This is a genomic window from Jeotgalibaca sp. A127 (assembly GCF_052266745.1).
In the GTDB taxonomy this organism is placed as follows: Bacteria; Bacillota; Bacilli; order Lactobacillales; family Aerococcaceae; genus Jeotgalibaca.
In genome coordinates, this window is the sequence record NZ_JBQPRC010000001.1 from 395,209 (window position 1) to 415,910 (window position 20,702).

Annotated in this window: 21 protein-coding genes and 2 other annotated features; of the genes, 1 reads left to right on the forward strand and 20 read right to left on the reverse strand. The window is 42.5% G+C overall.

The features are described 5' to 3' along the window. Positions 1-54 precede the first annotated feature (54 nt). From rplT to pepA, 18 genes are all read right to left on the reverse strand, one after another. Entirely contained in the window at positions 55-414 is a 360-nt protein-coding gene (gene rplT / locus ACTVAI_RS01990; RefSeq protein WP_443473640.1) for a 50S ribosomal protein L20, read from the reverse strand. A 54-nt stretch (positions 415-468) separates the two neighbouring features. Further along, on the reverse strand, positions 469-669 hold the full coding sequence (gene rpmI / locus ACTVAI_RS01995; protein WP_166062168.1) for a 50S ribosomal protein L35: 201 nt from the start codon (positions 667-669) through the stop codon (positions 469-471). A gap of 27 nt (positions 670-696) precedes the next feature. Then, positions 697-1,218 (reverse strand): translation initiation factor IF-3, encoded by a 522-nt coding sequence (gene infC / locus ACTVAI_RS02000; protein ID WP_443473639.1) that lies wholly within the window; start codon positions 1,216-1,218, stop codon positions 697-699. 26 nt (positions 1,219-1,244) lie between these two features. Then, positions 1,245-1,379, reverse strand: a sequence feature (ribosomal protein L20 leader region). Positions 1,380-1,436: 57 nt separating this feature from the next. Next, positions 1,437-2,624 carry an amidohydrolase gene (locus ACTVAI_RS02005; RefSeq protein ID WP_443473638.1) on the reverse strand — a complete coding sequence of 396 codons (1,188 nt, stop codon included), beginning with the start codon at positions 2,622-2,624 and terminating at the stop codon, positions 1,437-1,439. 426 nt (positions 2,625-3,050) lie between these two features. Further along, positions 3,051-4,985: a threonine--tRNA ligase gene (gene thrS / locus ACTVAI_RS02010; protein WP_443473637.1), complete on the reverse strand. Its 1,935-nt coding sequence runs from the start codon at positions 4,983-4,985 to the stop codon at positions 3,051-3,053. A 64-nt stretch (positions 4,986-5,049) separates the two neighbouring features. After that, positions 5,050-5,264 (reverse strand) — a binding site (T-box leader). Positions 5,265-5,313: 49 nt separating this feature from the next. After that, a complete protein-coding gene (gene dnaI / locus ACTVAI_RS02015; protein WP_443473636.1) occupies positions 5,314-6,240 on the reverse strand; it encodes a primosomal protein DnaI in 927 nt (308 codons plus the stop codon). Further along, entirely contained in the window at positions 6,240-7,634 is a 1,395-nt protein-coding gene (locus tag ACTVAI_RS02020; RefSeq protein WP_443485754.1) for a replication initiation and membrane attachment family protein, read from the reverse strand. The genes dnaI and ACTVAI_RS02020 overlap by 1 nt, the downstream gene beginning before the upstream one ends. After that, positions 7,631-8,113, reverse strand: a complete 483-nt coding sequence (gene nrdR, locus ACTVAI_RS02025; protein WP_443473634.1) for a transcriptional regulator NrdR — start codon at positions 8,111-8,113, stop codon at positions 7,631-7,633. The genes ACTVAI_RS02020 and nrdR overlap by 4 nt, the downstream gene beginning before the upstream one ends. Before the next feature lie 54 nt (positions 8,114-8,167). Beyond that, a complete protein-coding gene (gene coaE / locus ACTVAI_RS02030) occupies positions 8,168-8,764 on the reverse strand; it encodes a dephospho-CoA kinase (RefSeq protein ID WP_443485755.1) in 597 nt (198 codons plus the stop codon). Further along, on the reverse strand, positions 8,761-9,621 hold the full coding sequence (mutM, locus tag ACTVAI_RS02035; protein WP_443485756.1) for a DNA-formamidopyrimidine glycosylase: 861 nt from the start codon (positions 9,619-9,621) through the stop codon (positions 8,761-8,763). The genes coaE and mutM overlap by 4 nt, the downstream gene beginning before the upstream one ends. After that, a complete protein-coding gene (locus tag ACTVAI_RS02040) occupies positions 9,599-10,885 on the reverse strand; it encodes an MFS transporter (protein WP_443485757.1) in 1,287 nt (428 codons plus the stop codon). The genes mutM and ACTVAI_RS02040 overlap by 23 nt, the downstream gene beginning before the upstream one ends. Positions 10,886-10,922: 37 nt before the next feature. Further along, complete coding sequence (gene polA / locus ACTVAI_RS02045) at positions 10,923-13,574, reverse strand: DNA polymerase I (RefSeq protein ID WP_443473630.1); 2,652 nt, start codon at positions 13,572-13,574, stop codon at positions 10,923-10,925. A 33-nt stretch (positions 13,575-13,607) separates the two neighbouring features. Then, on the reverse strand, positions 13,608-14,063 hold the full coding sequence (locus ACTVAI_RS02050; protein WP_443473629.1) for an enoyl-CoA hydratase: 456 nt from the start codon (positions 14,061-14,063) through the stop codon (positions 13,608-13,610). 230 nt (positions 14,064-14,293) lie between these two features. Beyond that, the gene (gene murC / locus ACTVAI_RS02055) at positions 14,294-15,625 is read right to left on the reverse strand and encodes a UDP-N-acetylmuramate--L-alanine ligase (protein WP_443485758.1); all 1,332 of its coding nucleotides are present in this window, start codon (positions 15,623-15,625) and stop codon (positions 14,294-14,296) included. A gap of 83 nt (positions 15,626-15,708) precedes the next feature. Beyond that, positions 15,709-16,320 (reverse strand): hypothetical protein, encoded by a 612-nt coding sequence (locus tag ACTVAI_RS02060; protein WP_443485759.1) that lies wholly within the window; start codon positions 16,318-16,320, stop codon positions 15,709-15,711. A gap of 26 nt (positions 16,321-16,346) precedes the next feature. Beyond that, complete coding sequence (gene ytpR, locus ACTVAI_RS02065) at positions 16,347-16,958, reverse strand: YtpR family tRNA-binding protein (protein ID WP_443473626.1); 612 nt, start codon at positions 16,956-16,958, stop codon at positions 16,347-16,349. 14 nt (positions 16,959-16,972) lie between these two features. Beyond that, complete coding sequence (locus tag ACTVAI_RS02070) at positions 16,973-17,293, reverse strand: thioredoxin family protein (RefSeq protein WP_443473625.1); 321 nt, start codon at positions 17,291-17,293, stop codon at positions 16,973-16,975. An 11-nt stretch (positions 17,294-17,304) separates the two neighbouring features. Next, the gene (gene pepA, locus ACTVAI_RS02075) at positions 17,305-18,381 is read right to left on the reverse strand and encodes a glutamyl aminopeptidase (RefSeq protein WP_443485760.1); all 1,077 of its coding nucleotides are present in this window, start codon (positions 18,379-18,381) and stop codon (positions 17,305-17,307) included. A 150-nt stretch (positions 18,382-18,531) separates the two neighbouring features. Between pepA and ACTVAI_RS02080 the strand changes: the two genes are divergently transcribed. Further along, the gene (locus ACTVAI_RS02080; protein ID WP_443473623.1) at positions 18,532-18,885 is read left to right on the forward strand and encodes a PepSY domain-containing protein; all 354 of its coding nucleotides are present in this window, start codon (positions 18,532-18,534) and stop codon (positions 18,883-18,885) included. Between the two features lie 156 nt (positions 18,886-19,041). On the opposite strand, the gene trmB is transcribed toward ACTVAI_RS02080, so the two are convergent. Beyond that, positions 19,042-19,686 (reverse strand): tRNA (guanosine(46)-N7)-methyltransferase TrmB, encoded by a 645-nt coding sequence (trmB, locus tag ACTVAI_RS02085; protein ID WP_443473622.1) that lies wholly within the window; start codon positions 19,684-19,686, stop codon positions 19,042-19,044. Between the two features lie 64 nt (positions 19,687-19,750). After that, the gene (locus ACTVAI_RS02090; protein WP_443473621.1) at positions 19,751-20,548 is read right to left on the reverse strand and encodes a phosphotransferase family protein; all 798 of its coding nucleotides are present in this window, start codon (positions 20,546-20,548) and stop codon (positions 19,751-19,753) included. Positions 20,549-20,702 lie beyond the last annotated feature (154 nt).

Sequence of the window (20,702 nt, forward strand, 5' to 3'; positions counted from 1 at the left end):
GGGATAAAACAAAAAAAGTTATCCCCCGAAGGAAATAACTTTTGAAAGTTTGAATTATTTATTCAAAGCTGTTTTAGCTTGGTCAGCGATAGCTGTGAAAGCTGTTGAATCGTTAACTGCTAGTTCTGCTAGCATTTTACGGTTCATTTCAACACCAGCTAGTTTCAAACCGTGCATCATTTGGCTGTAGCTCAAACCGTTCATACGAGCTGCTGCGTTGATACGTGTAATCCATAGACGACGGAAATTACGTTTAGTTTGGCGACGGTCTCTATATGCGTACATATAAGATTTCATCACTTGTTGTTTAGCTGTTTTAAATAATGTATGTTTTGAACCATAATAGCCTTTAGCCAATTTTAGAACTTTTTTGCGGCGTTGGCGTGTTACTGTTCCACCTTTTACACGTGGCATGGTAATTCCTCCTTATGAGAACATCTTGTTCTCTACTGATTTTCTGATTTTAAATTATTTCATTTGTGACAATTGTTGGCTGATACGTTTCATGTCAGATGCGTGTACCATTGACGGTTGACGCAATTGACGTCTTTGTTTTTTAGTTTTTCCGTGGAATCTATGGCTTGTGAAAGCACTGTAGCGTTTCAAACCACCATTACCAGTTCTTTTGAAACGTTTAGCAGATCCGCGGTGTGTCTTTTGTTTTGGCATTAGTCTTCCTCCTAAAAAAATAAATTGTTACTTCTCTTGTGTTGGTGCCAGCATCAAGAACATACTTCTACCATCCATACGTGGTTTGCTTTCAACTGAGGATACATCTGCTAGTTCAGATGCTAGGCGGTCCAGGACTTTTTGTCCGATTTCTTTATGTGTGATTGCACGTCCTCTAAAACGAATCGATGCTTTCACTTTGTCGCCTTTTTCCAAGAATTTACGTGCATTACGCAATTTCGTTTGGAAATCATTCTCATCAATGGACGGACTTAGACGCACTTCTTTGATGTTGACCACTTTTTGGTTTTTACGAGCTTCCCGTTCGCGTTTTTGTTGATCGAAACGGAATTTCCCGTGATCCATAATACGGGCTACAGGCGGTTTTGCATTTGGCGACACGATTACGAGATCCAAGTTTTCGGCTTCTGCCAATTGCAGAGCTTCGGCTTTTGTTTTAACTCCTACTTGTTCACCATCGCTACCGATTACACGAAGTTCGCGTGCTCGGATTCCGTCATTTACCATCATATCTTTAGCTATGGTCATTCACCTCCATGATTTATGAGAGAAAAGCGCAGAAAAATAGGCGGATATCTCCGATACCCGCCCAATAATGTCACAGCACAATGACTGCAACAAACTTGTACATATCTGGCCCAAGGACAAGCGTCAACTTAGGCGAGAAGCGGGTGCTTCTGCTTGTATTTTCTCAACTGCTATATCTTACTACTTTTTTCATGACTTGTCAAACTTTTTCAGAAAAATTATTTTCCAAGTGCACTTAGGGTAATGTCCCCAACTGTTTTAGCCGCAACCAGCAGCGCTTTTTCATCGATATCGAACTTCGGATGGTGATTCATATAGATTTCATCCGTATCCGGCTTCGCCCCGATATTGATAAAGGCTCCCGGGATTTTCAGTAAATATTGACCGAAGTCCTCTGCCCCGTTGTTAGGAGGTGTCAGGACAGCTTTCGTCAAATAATCACCAACGCCGCGTTCATTCATTACTTTGGCAGCTGCCTCAGTCTGTTCGGGGTGGTTGTAGACCGGTGGGTAATCCCAAGCGTAGTCTACTTCGGTTTTAACGCCGTAGCCTTCTTCCAATCCACGAGCCAATTTACGAACTTCTTCTTCAATTTTCTTTCCCACTTCGATATCCATGTAACGGGCATCCCCGTACAAGGTCAAGCTATCTTTAATCACATTGCTGACGCCTTGGCCTTCGAAAGAACCGATTGTGACAACCGCCATGTCAAATGGATTGATGCGACGCGATACGACCGTCTGTAAATTCATCACGAATGAAGAAGCCGCTACGATGGCATCGTTACTCATATGTGGCATTGAACCATGGCCGCCTTTACCTTGAATCTTGACTGTTAACTCGCTACAGCCGGCATAAGCCCAACCGTTCGCATACTGAATTTCGCCCGTTTCAAAGTCCGGATAAAAATGCACGCCATAAATCTCATCAACATCATCCAATTCACCGGATTCGACCATGCTCTTCGCACCACCCGGTCCTACTTCCTCAGCATTTTGATGAACAATTTTAATCGTCCCTGCCCATTCATCTTTTAATTCAATAAAACAATCCGCCAACGTCATTAAATAAGCCGTATGGCCATCATGTCCGCATGCATGCATCACGCCTGGTTTTTTTGAAGCAAATGGAAGATTTGTTTCTTCGTTGATCGGCAGAGCATCAAAGTCAGCTCTCAGTGCAATGGTTTTTCCTGGTTTGTTTCCTTTTATCGTTACAACGATGCCATAGCCGTTTCCGACATTACGTTTTACTTCAACATCTTTATCTTCGTAAAATTTAGCGATTGTATCTGCCGTTTCCTTTTCCTGAAAAGAAATCTCTGGATTTTCGTGGAAGTGACGACGCAATGCAATCATCTCTGCCTCTTTTTGTTCCAATAGGGTCATTAATTTATCACGTAACATGTTTCGTCCCCTTTCAAAAATACGGTGGTTCCATTTAATAATTTATTTTAGCACAAATGAAGATAGATGGCGTATAAAAATATTGAAGTGCGACGTTCGTGAGTCTCGTTCGATGCTAAACGCCGCTTTTTTGCTGAAAATGCGGCGTTAAATTATTTCCTGAGCTCGCATCGCCGCTTTTTTGCTAAAAATGCGGCGTTCCAGATTATTTTTTCTTCTGAACGCCGCATCCAGTCCAAATAAACAAGGGTTTGGCAAATAACTCCCGGCCCCGCCTATTTAACCGAATATTTGCTTCGTAAACGTGCTCAAAAAGGCAGCCCCGGCGTCACTTCACGAATAAAGCTTAGATGGTCTGCGACCATCTTCCGCTTATTCGCTCCAGTGATCCGGGGCTAAACGCCTTTTTTTCCACTCTACTGTTTGTTATTTAAAGTTCTTGATTTCGTCTTCAACGGACGCTAAGTACGCGTCTGATCCCATCGTATTCATTTCTTTTGAACCGTAACGGCGAACAGTCAAAGTATTTTCAGCAACTTCCTTGTCCCCTATTACGATTTGATAAGGAATTTTTTGTGTTTGGGAGGTACGGATTTTGTAACCCATTTTCTCGTTACGATCGTCCACTTCCACACGCATCCCCATGCGGTCCATTTGTGCTTTCAATTCATAAGCGCGATCAGCATGGTGTTCCACACTTACTGGAATGATGGTTGCTTGGACCGGCGCCAACCAAGTTGGGAATGCCCCTTTGTATTCTTCAATCAAGTACGCTACAAAACGTTCCATTGTCGAAATAACGCCACGGTGGATAACAACCGGACGGTGGTTATTTTCACCATCTTCACCCACATAAGTTAAATCGAAACGTTCTGGCAATAAGAAGTCCAATTGGATTGTGGACATCGTTTCTTCCACCCCAATGGCTGTCTTGAATTGAACATCCAATTTAGGTCCGTAGAAAGCTGCTTCGCCGACAGCTTCGAAATATTCCAAGCCCATGTCGTCCATCGCTTCTTTCAACATGCTCTCTGCTTTTTCCCACATTACGTCATCATCAAAGTATTTTTCTTTGTCTTCTGGATCACGGTAGCTCAAACGGAAACGGTAGTCGGTAATCTTGAAGTCTTTATAAACATCCAGCACCAACTGCAATGTCCGCTTGAATTCGTCCTTGATTTGGTCAGGGCGAACAAATACGTGCGCATCATTCAATGTCATTTCACGCACACGTTGTAAACCGGACAACGCGCCACTCTTTTCGTAACGGTGCATCATACCCAGTTCCGCGATACGGATTGGCAATTCACGATAGCTGTGAACATCATTTTTATAAATCATCATGTGGTGCGGGCAGTTCATTGGACGCAGTACCAACATTTCCCCGTCACCCATATCCATTGGTGGGAACATGTCCTCATGGTAGTGATCCCAGTGACCAGAAGTTTTATACAAGTCAACGTTAGCCATGATTGGTGTGTATACGTGTTGGTAACCCAAACTCACTTCTTTATCAACGATATAGCGTTCCAATGTACGACGGATTGTCGCACCTTTTGGCAACCAGAATGGCAAACCTGAACCGACTTCAGGAGAAATCATGAACAAGTCCAATTCTTTTCCTAATTTACGGTGATCGCGTAGTTTTGCTTCTTCACGCATTTTCAAGAATTCTGCCAAAGCTTTCTTGTCGAAAAATGCCGTTCCGTATACCCGTTGCATCATTTTGTTGTCGGAGTTTCCGCGCCAGTATGCCCCTGCCAAAGACAATAATTTGAATATTTGGATTTTACCGGTTGATGGCACATGGATACCACGGCACAAATCGATGAAGTTTTCTTGTTGGTAAACAGTGATCACTTCATCTTCTGGTAAAGCAGTAATCAATTCCACCTTATAAGGGTCTTTACCAAAGATTTCCAAAGCTTCAGCACGTGAAACAACACGGCGAACAATAGGATGGTTTTCACGGACGATTTTTTGCATTTCTGCTTCAACGTCTGTCAATTGTTCTTCTGTTAGTTGGTTTTCCATATCCGTATCATAGTAGAAACCTGTTTCTATTGCCGGACCTACCCCGAAATGAACATCCGGGAATAAACGTGTCATCGCATGTGCCAACAAATGCGCACTTGAGTGGCGCAAAATACCCAGAGCATCTTCGTGATCTGGAGTAACGATTTCCAACGTGCCATCTTCTTCCAACGCACGCTCAAAATCAACCAATTCTCCGTTGAATTTACCGGCTAGCGCTTTTTTAGCCAAGCTGTTGCTGATGCTTTTCGCCACATCCTGGACAGTAATCCCTTTTTCAAATGCTTTTACATTTCCATCAGGGAAAGTGATTTTAATTTCTGACATCCTAATTCCTCCATATAAATCATAATAAATACAAAAAAAGTCCCATTTCCAGAGACTCCTCCAGAAATGGGACGTACAAATTGACGTGGTTCCACCCAAATTTAGCTTCCGATAATATCGAAAACTCTTCAGCGCGTTAACGGTGCGGACCGGAACAACATACTAAATTCCGCTGTTCTCTCGAAAGGGGTACAATCAAAAGGTCATTGAGATGTTCCACCAACCCATCTCTCTCTAAAAATGCTCACTTTGGATGCATGTCTTTCTCATCGATTTCATTAATTTCTAGTACATTAAAACACGAACCCACATGAAATGCAAGTCAGGATTAATCATTTAGGCGACGATTTTTGCCCGTCATCTGCACTTCCTGTGCCAAGAAGCGAATCCGTTCCATCAAGCGTTTTGCTTTAATCGGTTCATCATCACCACGGTTGCCCATACGCAAATGTTGTTCCAACTCGGAAAAATTCAAATTCGACGTGAAGAAAGTGGGCAAATGTTCCTGCATCCGATGTTGTAAAATAACACCCAAAATCTCATCACGCACCCACGTTGAATTGATTTCTGCCCCGATATCGTCCAGCATCAAAATATCGCTCTTTTTGATAAGGTCCAATTTCTCGGGAACCGTATTGTCGGCAATCGCTGCTTTCATTTCCTGTGTGAAGGTTGGATAATGCATCATCGTCGTTACAAATCCTTTAAGGGACAATTCATAGGCGATGGCACCCAGCAAGTACGTCTTTCCAACCCCAAACGGCCCATGAATATATAAAGCCTTGTGGAAAGAAGACGGATTCTCTGCATAAGCTTCGATAAAATCAAAAGCGTCACCCAGTACTTCCAAACGTTCTTCCGTTTGTAAAAATTGTTCCATCGTCGCTTTACGGGCTTCTTTGGAAATATTAATTGATTTGATCCGGCTGCGTAATTCTTTTTCGCGCTCCCGTTTAATGGTTGCTTGGTCTGGAACATACACCACATCGATATAGCGTGCGTTGATAGCCAGTTCAGGTTGATAGCCTGGATTTTGACCACTTTCGCCACGTGCGATTTTCCGTTTTTCCTGAACAAATTCATATAACTTCGAATAGCTGTTGGAAATCATCTCCTGTGAAATGATTTCTTCGTTTGCTTCAAGAAAATGACGGACTTCTGGATCAGCTAAAACCGAGCGAACCATTTCCTCATATTGTTTGGAAACATTCGGTTGGTTCATAAAATTTCGAAAACCTTTTCCAATGTGATCCATTAATCATCACCGGCCTTTCTACCACCCCTGAATTTCTTCAGACGTTCATTAAATCGTTTCTGTTCTTCTTCGGAAAGCAACCGCTCGCTCTGGGGTTGCGGTTGTGTACGCGTCGCCCACTCCGGTAATTTTTCAACTTTACGGACGACATTCCGGCCATATTGGCGTACAGTGCGTTTCTCAGCAGCCGCACGTTTTTGACCGACAAACTGCTTCGTTTTATTTATCGCCTCTTCAGGCAGGGAAACCCCGGATTGAACCCAGTCATTCGCGATTCTCTCCGCTACACCCTTGTTCATGGTCGGTTCACCTTGAATCACCAACATGTAATAAGTCAGCATATTCAAAACGCCTGATGATAATTCATATTGGCTGAGCAAAACATTCAACAGATGTTTCTCATTGGAAGTCACCTGTCCATTTTTTTGCGCTTTGATATCGGCGATAAATTGATAAGGTGTCAGCTTTTCCGTCATTAATACCAACTGTACTTCTTGTTCGGAATACCCACCCTTTCTAAGGGCAGCCTCGCGATTCGCGTTTTGTTTTGCGGAAGCTTCAATGGATTGTTCGACCTTATCTTTAATGACCCTTTGGGATAGTCCCTGGCTTGTACTGTCAGATGCCAAGGTTTCCAACTCCTTCGTATCGACAGCGCCCGTTTCCAGGTTCGTTGCCCGCAACAAAAGATTAGCCATCTCCTCTTCTTCAATCCCATAGAGCTTGTTAAGCACCTCAATTTGCTTGCGCAAATCTGATGTCAAAGCCTCGGGACGGAAAAATTGCGTGCCGAGCAATTGCTTCAAGTAACTGAAGTTAAAGCTCGAAATTTCTATTTGTGGTGCTTTGCCTTTCTTCGCCTCCAGCAAAGAGGAAGGTTCCAACGGCACAATCGTTCGGGCCACATCATAAACACCCACAAAAGATTGGGTGATTTTTTGCATATTGATCATATCCGGTTTTTGGAAACTGAATTGCTCTTGCAATCTTTTTAATCGGCTCTCACCCACGTGTTCCCGCAAGAGCATACGCAGTAAATCCTCTTCGAAAAACTGCTGACTGGTTACCGGCATCAAAGGTTCATAAACATATTCTTTTAAGTTATCAGATTCCCGGACATACGTATTCAACAAACCGATTCCTTCCAAACGAACCCGTGCTTGATAAAATTCGGGTATTCCGACATTTAACGTTGCCAGCAATTCCGAATGCATTTTCGACTGCTGTTTCATTTCAAAATCGCCTAACAACGTCATGTACAAACTATAGGCATGCGAGCCAATTATCGGTTGATAAAGGAAAGTAATCACGCGTTTATCTACATCTGAGATAAAACACGTTTGCTGGGTAACAAAGGAATCCTTTGGGCTTAAATTTTTCCAAGGGGTATTCATTCATTACGCTCCTCTACATCTGGGCGGTTCTTTTTCTCAAGATTTTGTAATTCAGCCAGGAAGGTTTCCCGATCGGAAAACTGACGGTACACACTCGCAAAGCGGATGTAGGCGACATCGTCAATTTTAGCTAAATGATCCATTACATGTTCGCCAATAACCATGCTTGGAACTTCATTCTCTCCGGTCGCTCGCAATTCACGTTCGACTTGGTCGACTATCTCTTCTAATTGTTCCAATTTGATTGGACGCTTTTCACTTGAACGTATCAGACCACGTAATAATTTTTCGCGGCTGAATTCTTCACGGGTACCATTTTTCTTGATAACGAGAAGTGGCGTTTGTTCAATCCGTTCAAATGTCGTAAAGCGATGATGGCATCTTTCGCACTCACGACGGCGGCGAATGGAATTATTTTCTTCCACGGGGCGGCTGTCCACAACTCGAGATCCATTATATTGGCATTTTGGACATTGCATCTTCTCCATACCCCTTTCTAGTCATTTTCTGTAGCTAGTATACCACAATAATGGCTATTTATTTTGATTTTTAAGCCACTTATCAACTTGTTCATAGGTCGCTTCAAGTGAACCATTATTATCAATCACAATGTCAGCCAGATTTTTTTTATCATCAATCGCGATTTGACTGGCCATTCGGTCTTTGGCTTCTTGTTCCGTTAAATTGTTTCGTGCCATCAAACGTTTTTTTTGTACCTCCGGCGTCGTGTATACGACCATAACAGCATCACAATTCTTGTCATACCCAGATTCAAACAGCAAGGGAATATCCAGAACAATTAAAGAATATTTTTTGTCCAATAGTTCCTGTGTTTCATTATGAATTTGTCTCTGGATATGGATTTGTAGTGTTTGATTCAATACCTGTCTTTTGGCTTCATCGGCAAAAATAATCGAACCTAACTTTTTCCGGTTTAAGGTGCCATCCATATTTAAGATAGCAGGACCAAAATGGGAAACGATACCTGCCAGTCCTTCTGTTCCCGGTTCAACGACTTTCCGTGCCGCCAAATCAGCATCCACCACCGGAATGCCCTTTTCGGCAAAATATCGCGACACCGTTGATTTACCGGTCGCGATACCGCCTGTTAAGCCTAGTATAAATGTCATCCTTTGGGCTCCTTTTTTTCATACAAATCGATGGAACCTTGGCAATGCGGGCAATAGTGGGTCCCACGCTGCGCCACTTTTGTCTTTTCAATCGGCGTGCCACATCTCGGACAAGCCTGGTTTGTTTTACCATAGACGTTCAATTTTACCTGGAATTTACCCGCTTCACCCAGCGTATTCTTATAGGTACGGATAGTCGTCCCGCCGGCTTCCACCGCATTGGCAATGACGTCGATAATCGCATCACGAAGGCGCTTGGTCTCCCCTTCGTTCAATTGATTCGCTGGTTTCATGGGGTTGATTTTTGCCTGAAATAACGACTCGTCTGCATAAATATTTCCGACCCCTGCAACCACATGTTGATCTAGAATCACTGTTTTAATCGAGCGTCCGGTCCGCGAAAGTTTATCGTGGAAATTATCCAAGGTAAATTGGATAGGTGTCGGCTCAGGACCCAGATTCTCAATGGGTGCATATTTTTCTTTTTTATCAATCGGCACTAAGGAAAAACGGCCAAATTTTCGAACATCCAAGTACCGCAAATCGCGGTTATCCGCTAAATGAAAAACAACATGGGTATGTTTTTGATACGGCTCGCCCGTTTTCGTAACGGTAAATTTGCCTTCCATCCGTAAATGGGAAATCATCGCCCAGTTATCCAATAAAAAAATTAAATACTTGCCACGCCGTTCAATCGTATGAATCTGCTCCCCGATCAATTCTTCCTGAAAGCGTTCAGAAGAAAACGGAGGGGTAATCATACGATTCCAAAAAACATCCACACTCGTAATGGTTGCGCCCGCCACGAGTTGGTTCAAGCCTTTTCGAACCGTCTCAACTTCTGGTAGTTCCGGCATATGCATCTCTTCTTTCTTTTTCAAAATTCGTGATTTGATACTTTTGACTCAACTTAAGGGCTGGTAGCCACATCACCAATACCAGTGAAGCCAAGACTATAAACAATGTCCAGGCTACTTGATATCCTCCGGTTAAATCGAAAATCGTTGCCACAGTAATCGATCCCAGGGTCATCCCTGCTTGTTGGGCACTTTGTACCATGCCATAGGCGCCCGCGTAATTTTCTGGTGTATACAGTGAAGCCACCAATAAGGGTCCCACTACGGTTCCAATGGAATTGGCTGTCCCGAACAAAACAGCGGCTAAAACAGCAGCCCATGCCTGGCTCGAAAATAACATAAATGCATAAACCAGTGCCAGTGAGCCCGCACTGTATATGATCGCTACTTTAATGCCAAATTTATCATCCAGCCAGCCCAACAACAATTTACCAAAAATTCCGACAATCGAATAAATCGAGATTAATAACGACCCAAACGCAGCACCGTGCCACAAAGTGAAAGCCCGGGGAAATTGTCCCAGTCCCCCACCATTTATCAATCCCGCAAATAACATGCCGATAATCAACAAAGTGAAAAATGATTTACCTACTGACTCCCGTCCACTCAGATAAATTTGCAGACTATCAAGAACCGGGGATTTATTTATTTTTCCGTTGCCAGTCAACTTCGTGAGCCCTTTGTCTTCTGGTAGGCGCTGATAAATAAAAAGCGAAACAGGTATACCAATTGCAAGCAACATCATCCCATAAATCAGATACGTATTTCGCCAGCCATAGTTTGAAATCCATTTGGAAACGAGTGGACCAAAGATGGCCCCACCCACGCTCAAGCCAGTCATGGCTAGGCTCATGGCTTTTCCACGTTGAAATTCAAACCAATTACTGACCATCATGGCAACCGGAATGATACCGACAAAAACATATGAAATGCCCATTAGAATCGAGATTAAATAATAGACCAACAGATGATTCGAAAAACCCAGCGAGGCAATGGCAACACCATAAACGATTGTCATTGCCAAGTGAATTTTCTTGAAATGCCTCGTACTCAGTAAGCGAGATGCGACAGGTGCCAACAATATACCGACACCTTGCATCATGGTATTCGCCAATGTAAATTGGCTTAGTGAAACACCCGTGTCTTCTGTGATGGCTGTGGCAAATAATCCCGTTAAAGAAACAGCGATTGGTGCCGAAAGAGCTAAATATATGACCGCTCCTAGAACAATCATCCATCCGTAAAAAGGTGATGCCTTTTTCATTTGAATCTCCTCCTTGGAAACGACCCCGTGCCTTTAACTACTTCGCTTCGTACCAGCTATTTCCATAATGACTATCCACCAACAAAGGTACCGATAAAGAGACTGCGTTTTCCATAATTTCCGGCACCAGTTTTTCAAGTGTTTCAATTTCTTCAGGTGGACATTCAAAGATCAACTCATCGTGTACTTGCAGTAACATGCGTGTTTTCAGATTATTATCTTTTAAAGCTTTGTTCATCCGGATCATCGCTACTTTCAGAATGTCCGCCGCTGAACCTTGAATAGGTGAATTGATTGCCGTTCTTTCGGCAAAAGAACGCAAGTTGAAGTTGCTGCTATTGATATCCGGTAGATAGCGACGACGGTGGAACAAGGTTTCCACATAGCCTTTTTCTTTCGCTTCCGCAACGATATCCGTCATAAATTGTTTAATACCGGGATATTTTTCAAAATAAGTGTCGATGAACGCCTTTGCTTGTGGTCTGGAAATGCCCAAGTTTTGGGAAAGGCCATAATCGGAAATCCCATAGACAATCCCGAAGTTTACAGCTTTGGCCTGACGACGCACATTGCCGGTTACTTCCTCTTCGTTTTCAATACCAAAGACGCGCATTGCTGTAGAGGTATGGATATCCTGACCTTCAACAAACGCCTCTTTCATGTGTTCGTCTCCAGAAATATGGGCTAATACCCGTAACTCGATTTGCGAATAGTCAGATGCAAAGATTTGCCAGCCCGGTTCTGATGGCACGAATGCCTGACGGATTTTACGTCCTTCTTCCATCCGGACCGGAATGTTTTGGAGGTTGGGATCATTGGAACTCAAACGACCGGTCTGCGTCAGTGTCTGTGTATAAATGGTATGGATTTTTCCAGTTTCAGGTTTGATGAATTTCAACAGCCCTTCAACGTAGGTTGATTGCAATTTGGCCAATTGGCGATAATCCAGAATCATTTGGGCAATCGGTGCCGAGGCACTTAGTTTTTCCAAAACATCCACAGCTGTTGAGTAGCCTGTTTTTGTTTTCTTGATAACCGGTAAGCCCATTTTTTCAAAGAGGATCACACTCAGTTGCTTAGGCGAATTGATGTTGAATTCTTCACCCGCTTCTTTATAAATATCGGCCTCAATATCAGACAAACGAATGGCGAATTCTTCTTTCATGGTTTCCAGTCGTTCTGGTTGAACAGTAATACCGGTCATTTCCATTTCCGCTAAAATAATTGCCAAAGGTAACTCCATATCAAAGTACAAATCGGTCAAGTTATTCTTTTCAAACTCGGCAAGCAATTGTGGTCGGAGAGTCTGGATAGCCTTGATTTTACGGGCCAAATGTTCGAAAACAATAGCTTTATCTTCAGGAACAGCTTGTTTTGCCCCTTTACCGTAAACCGTTTCGTCATAAGAAACTTCCGTGTAGCCATATTCCTGTGCAATCGCCGCAATATCCCGACCTGTGTCTTTGGTATTGATGATGTAGGAAGCCAATACCGTGTCAAAGTCAATCCCGTTCAGTTCGATGCCTGCATAGTGCAACATGACTTTCGTGCGTTTTGCATCATAGACGGCTTTTTTCATTGTGGCATCATTCGCCCAAGTTTTGAAGACCTCACTATTTTTGACAGTTTCGGGTGTAGCGGTATAAATGGTGTTTTCATCTCCCCATGCCACAGCCACAATCTTTCCATAGTGATAATTATCTTCCAACATTTCAACATACAAAGTCATTTCTTCCGTAAAATGTGCCTCAGTAATAGCATCCAGTGCAGTGTAAGTAATGGTTTCGAAAGAATCGGAAACATCCTCTTCCGTATGATCCAATTCGCGCAGGAACGTGTTAAAGTTCATTTCGCGGTAGAAAGTAGCTAATTGCTCTTTATCTTCCCCTGAAAGTTTTAAATCTTCAAGTGCGTAGTCAACAGGTGTAGCGAGGTCGATGGTCGCCAGTTTTTTACTCATGAAGGCTTGCTCTTTATCGTTGATCAGGTTTTCCTTCATCTTGCTTTTTTTCATGGCGTCGATATTTTCATAAAGGTTTTCGATACTGCCATATTCCTTCAATAGTTTCAATGCTGTTTTCTCACCGACTTTGGTTACGCCGGGGTAGTTATCGGAAGAGTCACCCATCAGGCCTTTCATATCAATGATTTGAAGGGGTTCTATACCCATTTCTTCACGGATTGATTCCGGTGTGTAACTTTTTAAATCGGAAACGCCTTTGACAGTGATATCAACCCGCGTTTTATCGGTCGCAAGTTGCGTCAAATCCTTGTCGCCGGTAATGATTACGACTTCGTAGCCTTCTTTTTCAGCCATGCGGGCATAGGTTCCGATAATGTCATCAGCCTCGTAATTGGCAAGTTCATAGGTCTTGGAACCCTTGGCTTCGATCAAAACATTAAAGTAGGGCCACTGCTCTGCCAATTCGGATGGCATGGTCTGGCGACCGCCTTTATAGTCTTCAAAAAACTCGGTCCGAAACGTTGTTTTACCCGCATCAAAAGCGACCAACATATGTGTCGGTTCTTCAACTTCGAATAGACGAGTCAAGATACGGTTAAATGCGTATAGTGCATTGGTATGGAGTCCGTTTTGATTTTTGAATCGGTTCAGATCCAAAAGTCCGTAAAACGAACGGAAAGCAAGACTGCTCCCATCCAACAATAATAATTTCTTTTTATCTGCCATTTTATTAACATCCTAACTTATTTATTCTGATTTCTATTCATTGGGTAAAATCAGTTTTTGCGGGGTTGCAACAATTAATTCCGCTTCAACCAAACGCGTCCCTTCCAAACTATTTCCTTCGACAAAAATGGTCACTTGTTCACGCCTTTCGTCAAGCCGTTTCACCGTGAAGTCAAAGGTGATGGTTACGTTGTGGTAAATAGGTTCGATCAGGTCAATGGACAGGTCCACAATGTGTGAACCAGGTCCAGGTAGGTGCTTGGAAATATTGCTCGTAATAATGCCAACCAGCAAGACGGTTGGTACTAACGGTTTATGATAAGTCGTTTCCTGAGAATAATCGTACTGGATGTACAACGGATTGTCGTCGTTGGTCAGTCCCAGATAGAGCAGCACATCCCGGGTCTCAATTATTTCAGTTACCGTCAAGGAATCCCCTTCCTGAATTTCGTCAATTGTTTTTCCAATTTTTATATCTTTCAGTGCCATGCCATCCTACCTTTCCGTACTCAATGAGATTACTTCTATTTTAACAAATAGCGAAGGGGTTTCAAAGGATGTGAGTTGATTTCATTTTGAAGTCTGCATGGCTATGCCCATTTTCCATTACTACGTGCAGACTTTTTTAAATAGTCTGCATGATGCGGGCTATTTTAGCAAAAGATGCGCAGAATTAAAAAAAGCCAGGACATTTTTGCCCTGACTCGAAATGCTGTTTATTAATTTACACGTTTGATGCTGTGATTCAATAATTCTTCATATGCTTTTCCGAATTTTTGAACGTCGCCCGCTCCCATGAATAGGATAACCGCATTTTTGTATTGCATTAACGGTGACAGGTTTTCCAAAGAAAGCACTTCTGCTCCCTTTTCAACTTTGTCAGCCAAATCCTGAATCGAAACGGTACCGCTTTGTTCCCGTGCTGATGCAAAAATATCACATAGATAAACAGCATCTGCCACATTCAATGATTCCGCAAATTCGCTCAACAATGCGATGGTACGTGTGAATGTATGCGGTTGGAAAACGGCAATAATTTCTTTTTCTGGATATTTTTGTCTCGCTGCATCCAGTGTAGCCTTGATTTCTTGGGGGTGATGCGCATAGTCATCAATCAAAACCATGTCCCCTACAGTCTTTTCACTAAAGCGGCGTTTTACGCCCCCAAAAGTGTCCAACTGTGCCTGTACGGCATCTTTTGGCAAACCTTCCAAATAAGTGAAAGTGATAACTGCCAATGAATTCAAGATGTTGTGGTTTCCGAAAGTCGGAATAGTGAAACGACCGTAGAATTCGCCACGAATCGTAACATCAAAAGTGCTACCTTCTGTTGTTTTTTCGATATTCGATGCCACGACATCATTGTTTTCACCCAACCCATATAGATAGATGGGCGCTTCTGCTTTGATTTGGTCCATGTAAGGATCATCGCCGCATGCAATCAAACCTTTACCAACTTGATGTGAAAACTCTTCAAAAGCCGAAACAACGTCATTAATATCTTTATAATAATCAGGGTGGTCAAAATCAATATTGGTAATAATTGCATAATCAGGAGAATATGCCAAGAAATGGCGACGGTATTCACAAGCTTCCAAGACAAAGAAATCCGCATCTTGGCGACCGAATCCTGTTCCATCCCCGATTAAGTAACTTGTTGGTTCAATCCCACTTAAAACGTGTGACAATAAACCAGTCGTACTTGTTTTACCATGTGAGCCAGTAATAGCCACACTCGTAAAATCTTTAATAAATGTTCCGATAAAATTGTGGTAGCGAACGACTTCCAGTCCCAACTCCTTCGCACGAACAATCTCTTCATGCGTATCAGGAAATGCATTCCCAGCAATCACAATCATACCTGGTTTGATATTTTCTTTTGTAAATGAGTAGATAGGTATGTTTAAATCGTCCAGACCTTTTTGTGTAAAAAAGTAGGTTTCAACATCTGAACCTTGTACGTTCAATCCTTTGCCATGCAAGATGATAGCCAATGCACTCATACCGGATCCTTTTATACCAACAAAGTGGTATATATTTTGATTATTCATTCGATTCCTCCACTAAACTAAAGCCAACTTCACTGATAAAATTTCCCACGAAATTATAACACTTATTTTGCAAAAAGCAAATGCTAGTTTTCATTCATTTCATCAAAGAAAGATTTTACTCCATTGGTTACCGATGGTTTTTGAACGACCTGGCGCTGTGTCCACGTACGCGCCTGTTCTTGTTCCATAATCAAACCAAGTGAGCGATGCAGTGCTTTATTAGTTCTTTTATTTACTGTTGCCGGTCTTTTCTCTGTCTCTCTGGGCGGATAAAGATCAATCAAAATTAAGTCATCCGGAGCAACATACAGTTGTTCCTTGATTTCGCCGTAGTCAATTCCGCGTTTCTCTTCCCGTGAACTTGCATTCCAAATGGAAGGGAGTTCCGAAGCTCTGAAGGGACGCCGACTTTTATAATAGGCATACGATTGCTTCGTTTTTTCCCGACGCTCTTCACGTTGACGAATGCGTTCCTGAGAAGCAAGTTCTTTCCGGATTTGCATGTCAAGATTTTCCTTTTGATGGCGTTGAAAAGAATTTTTATGCTCACGCAAAAATGGAACGGAAGGAGTAACACTGTGCATGCCAGACGCAACGAACGATGATGGTTGCTTCTGTAGGCCACCTTTTTCAGGTTCTTTATTATCTTCTGTATTCATTAAATAGTTAGGAAATTTTCCTTTATTTTTGACCACTGCACTTACTCCTTCCTGTTTCATTTTTACTCAAAAAAGGCTTTCCCAGTCTCAGTATCCGAATCAAGTACTAAAATACCTTTTTTACCCGTTGGATTTTCAACTCCGAGCTCTTTAGCGGAACAAATCATGCCATGACTGGCCACGCCGCGTAGTTCTCCTGGCCAAATGACCAAACCATTAGCCATGACAGCACCCGGTTTAGCCACAACAACTTTTTGGTCTTTCTTGATATTGCTGGCACCACAAACAATTTGTAACACTTCGCCGTTATCGACTTCTGTTTGGGTGATGTTCAGATGGTCAGAGTCTTCATGAGGGACACACTCTTTTACGTAACCAACCACAAACTTAGGCGAACGGTCAATTGTAATCGTATCATTGAAACCAACAGCCTGAATGACCGTATTTAGTTTTTCAACTTGTTCATCAGTCAAGAAAACTTGACCGTTACCGTTCGGTTCAAAAGTTTCTGAAATGGAAAAAACATTGTAACTGACTGTTTCCCCGGTTTCCGTTCTGAAAATGCGCGTTACATTTCCTTTTGATTCTGTCGAAAGTTCGGAGCGTGTAATATCTCCATTCGTCAACATCAATGTATCGCCAACTGCTTCTTTGTTATAAAAACTTAACCACATAATCCTAAACTCCCTTAAATTTTTTCGCGTGTTTCTGAAAAATAATTTTCAATTTCTTCTTGTGTCTTGCGATCGCCATTTACCCAACGGCTGACTTCTTCACCATTATTATACGTGATAAAACTTGGAATGCCCATCACACCATGCTCTTGTGCAAATGGCATAAACTCATCACGGTCCACTTCGATGATGTTAAAGTCAGAAAACTGTTCTTCCACTTCAGGCATGAAAGGCTTGATATAGTGGCAATCACCACACCAAGTCGTGGTAAAGAGAAAGGTTGTTTTCTCCGCTTGCTTTAATTCTTGTAGTTTTTCCAGTGTTAATTTTTCCATATTTATACCCCCTAGTTTCGTTCCATGATGGTTTCGTATGTGCTTTTATCGAGTGTTTTCGCCACTTGGATGACCATTTCTTTTGCTGCTTCATAGTCATCGATGTGGAACATGGATTGGTGCGTATGGATGTAACGTGCGGAAACGCCGATGACCGCACTTGGCACCCCATTATTCATGGTATGCGCTGCCCCAGCATCCGTTCCACCTTTGGAAACGAAATACTGATAAGGAATTTTATGGGTTTCGGCGGTGTCCAATAGGAATTCACGCATGCCCCGCAAGGTAATCATGCCCGGATCCTGGATGCGAAGCAAGAATCCTTCACCCAGATGGCCGAAAGTACCTTTTTTCGTTTTCGAATCATCTGCTGGTGAACAATCAACCGCAAAGAACAAATCGGGATTGAATTTATTTACTGAACCGCGTGTGCCCCGTAGCCCCACTTCCTCTTGCACGTTGGAACCGGCAATCAGTGTATTTGGTAATTTTTCATCTTTCAAGGCTTCCAAAGCTTCCAGTACTACCACGTTTCCGTAACGATTATCCCAAGCTTTGCCGATGATTTTCTTTTTATTGGCTGTCCAGATCGTTTCCACTTGGGGCACGATTGGGTCACCAGGACGCACACCAAACTCTAGCGCTTCTTCGCTGGAATCAAAACCAGCATCAAAGAGGATATCCTCCACTTTTACTTCCGCTTTGTTGGCCCCGCCACGTAATAAATGCGGAGGGACAGAAGATGAGATTACAGGGATATCTTGGTTACGGGTTTGCAAGGTGAAGCGTTGTGCTGAGACCACATAAGGATTCCAGCCACCTAATGAGACAACTTTTAACATGCCATTATCGGTAATTTGGGTGACCATGAACCCTACTTCATCCATATGGGCTGCAACCATGATACGTGGCGCTTCTTTGTCTTCATTTTCGCGAATACCAAATACCCCACCAAGTCCGTCAGTTTCTACTCGGTCGACGAAAGGTGTCATTTTTTCATGCATATATTGACGAACGTTGCGTTCATTTCCGCTCGTACCTTGTATTTCGGTTAAGTCTTTGATCAGTTGAAATGTTTTATCTTCCACTTTGACAACCCTCCTGTTAATTCTTCTTTTCATTATACATAATCTAAAGAAAACGGGCAATGATGCGGTTTTCAAATCATTAACAAACGAAGTTCTTTTATGCTATACTTATGTTAGAGAATTCACAGTTAGCAATCAGGAGGGATCATGATGTTTTGCAAAGAAAAAGAAACTTTTTATGACCTAAATAGAGAACGCATTCTATCAGGCATCCTATTAACATCAGGGATTGTCATTGGTGCTTCCCTTACCGCTCTTTGCATGGGTAGAAAAAGAAAAGTTAACGGCGACAAGATTCTGGAAACAGTAAAAAAAATGTTCTTGGCAGACGGCCCCATCGAAGGCTCCTGGATTGAATTGCACCCCGTACCACTCACACGTTTCTCTTCCGAAACCGATGTCTACTACGGTGGTATCTCACGCAAAGAAGATGATGAGTTAGTGCAGTATGAATTCATTGCAGACGCCTATACAGGTACTGTTTTGGATATTTATAAACTATAAGTTCGTTCCCATTAAAACGGCCTCGGTAAAACGAGGTCGTTTTTTTCTATCTAGGTGCTAGGTGCGGCGTTCCCGTGAGTTGTTTCCGCGTATCGCCGCACTTCTTAATAAATAAACGCAAAAAAATTCGTCCCACATCAGTAGGACGAACTTTTTTTATTCTGCAGGAAAATGGGCCTCAACACGATAAATCGGTTGGCCTTTTGCTGCAAATTTTTCTTCGTATTCCGTTTGAACATTACCTTCAAAATCAGAAGCATGTAAATCCAACCATACTTGGTCAATGATCATCCCAAATTGTGAGAAGCTGGCCAATGAGTATTCGAACAAGCCCATGTTATCTGTTTTAAAATGAACTGCACCATTTGGTTTCATGATGGTGCGGTAGTTTTCCAAAAATGATTTATATGTCAAACGACGTTTCTCATGACGGAATTTTGGCCATGGATCGGAGAAGTTCAAATAGACACGGTCAATTTCGCCGGCTTCGAAATAATCGGATAGCAAGCCCCCATCCGTATTCAACAACTTCACATTTGGTAAACCAGACTCCAACATTTTATCCAATGCTGTTACTGCTACACTTGTTTGCAGTTCAATCCCTATATAATTGATACCTGGGTTTTGAGCAGCCATTCCAACGATGAACTGACCTTTACCTGATCCAACTTCGATGTGAATCGGCCCCTCATTTTTGAAGCTTTCTTGCCACTTACCTTTAAATGACATCGGTTCTGTGATGACGTACTCCGGATGTTCGGCTAATTTTTCCGCAGCCCACGGTTTATGTCTTACGCGCATAATATCCTCCTTACTCTTTTCAAAAAGAAATCCTACTCCAATGACGACTTAGCGGAATAGGATATTATAAATTTTTATAAAATCTGTCTTCATATGATTTCTTCATTCCTAAAATCTGTTGGTTCATTTTATGATAATCGCCTGTTGTATGGAATCGTTTTGCCAATAGCAAGCGATTCATCAAATTATACCACTCCAAACGAGCATCAATACCTTCCGTACGGGTAATACCATATTCCCTTAACCACTCCGGCCAACCCTCAGGCTCTATATATTGAATCAACAAGAGCGAAATATCAGCCATTGGATCAGCAATCTTAACACTTTCCCAATCCACCAAATATAACCGTTTATTATCAGTCAGGAAAAAGTTTTTCCGGTTCAAGTCACCATGGCAAACCGTATATTTAGCACCTTTCACCAAATACAAGGTCGCTTCCAGATAAGCAACAATCGTGTTCAAAAATGAGTTCGTTGCCAAACTTTCATCCAAATCCAACTTGTACTCCTCCAAGAAAGTTTCGGGGTCGTATACCTCGCCCTTCACTTTCCGGAGCATGCTCAACAAGTGATCGGAATGATGAATTTTATTAATGATATCTGTCACGCCTTTGGAATGCATTTCCTGCCTTGTCAGAACTCGGCCGTTCAGCCACTCCTGCGCGGTCAGGACATCACCATTGCCAATCCGCTTCGTCCAGATGAGACGCGGGGTTATCCCCTCAACGGAGAGCGCAGCTAAAAAAGGTGAGGAATTGCGTTTCAAAAACACTTTTTCCTCAGCCCGAATTCCCATATAAGCATGACCGGTATCTCCGCCGATTGGGTGCAGTTTCCACCCCGAATCCATCTTATAGTCCATTTATTTCAGTCCTTATTTGTTGTTTAAATTAAATAACGTGAGCATAGAAAACGAGATGCGAAAGTGACCTCCCCTTTAAACATTCTACAGGAAAAGTCACTCGGTTCCATGTTGTTCAACTAATTGCTCACTTTTGTAAAAATCGTCCTGAATC

Coding starts and splice junctions, on each gene's coding strand:
- rplT (WP_443473640.1), bottom strand. CDS start 414: ATGCCACGTGTAAAAGGTGGAACAGTAACACGCCAACGCCGCAAAAAA.
- rpmI (WP_166062168.1), bottom strand. CDS start 669: ATGCCAAAACAAAAGACACACCGCGGATCTGCTAAACGTTTCAAAAGA.
- infC (WP_443473639.1), bottom strand. CDS start 1,218: ATGACCATAGCTAAAGATATGATGGTAAATGACGGAATCCGAGCACGC.
- ACTVAI_RS02005 (WP_443473638.1), bottom strand. CDS start 2,624: ATGTTACGTGATAAATTAATGACCCTATTGGAACAAAAAGAGGCAGAG.
- thrS (WP_443473637.1), bottom strand. CDS start 4,985: ATGTCAGAAATTAAAATCACTTTCCCTGATGGAAATGTAAAAGCATTT.
- dnaI (WP_443473636.1), bottom strand. CDS start 6,240: ATGGATCACATTGGAAAAGGTTTTCGAAATTTTATGAACCAACCGAAT.
- ACTVAI_RS02020 (WP_443485754.1), bottom strand. CDS start 7,634: ATGAATACCCCTTGGAAAAATTTAAGCCCAAAGGATTCCTTTGTTACC.
- nrdR (WP_443473634.1), bottom strand. CDS start 8,113: ATGCAATGTCCAAAATGCCAATATAATGGATCTCGAGTTGTGGACAGC.
- coaE (WP_443485755.1), bottom strand. CDS start 8,764: ATGACATTTATACTAGGCTTAACAGGCGGTATCGCGACCGGTAAATCA.
- mutM (WP_443485756.1), bottom strand. CDS start 9,621: ATGCCGGAACTACCAGAAGTTGAGACGGTTCGAAAAGGCTTGAACCAA.
- ACTVAI_RS02040 (WP_443485757.1), bottom strand. CDS start 10,885: ATGAAAAAGGCATCACCTTTTTACGGATGGATGATTGTTCTAGGAGCG.
- polA (WP_443473630.1), bottom strand. CDS start 13,574: ATGGCAGATAAAAAGAAATTATTATTGTTGGATGGGAGCAGTCTTGCT.
- ACTVAI_RS02050 (WP_443473629.1), bottom strand. CDS start 14,063: ATGGCACTGAAAGATATAAAAATTGGAAAAACAATTGACGAAATTCAG.
- murC (WP_443485758.1), bottom strand. CDS start 15,625: ATGAATAATCAAAATATATACCACTTTGTTGGTATAAAAGGATCCGGT.
- ytpR (WP_443473626.1), bottom strand. CDS start 16,958: ATGTGGTTAAGTTTTTATAACAAAGAAGCAGTTGGCGATACATTGATG.
- ACTVAI_RS02070 (WP_443473625.1), bottom strand. CDS start 17,293: ATGGAAAAATTAACACTGGAAAAACTACAAGAATTAAAGCAAGCGGAG.
- ACTVAI_RS02080 (WP_443473623.1), top strand. CDS start 18,532: ATGTTTTGCAAAGAAAAAGAAACTTTTTATGACCTAAATAGAGAACGC.
- trmB (WP_443473622.1), bottom strand. CDS start 19,686: ATGCGCGTAAGACATAAACCGTGGGCTGCGGAAAAATTAGCCGAACAT.
- ACTVAI_RS02090 (WP_443473621.1), bottom strand. CDS start 20,548: ATGGACTATAAGATGGATTCGGGGTGGAAACTGCACCCAATCGGCGGA.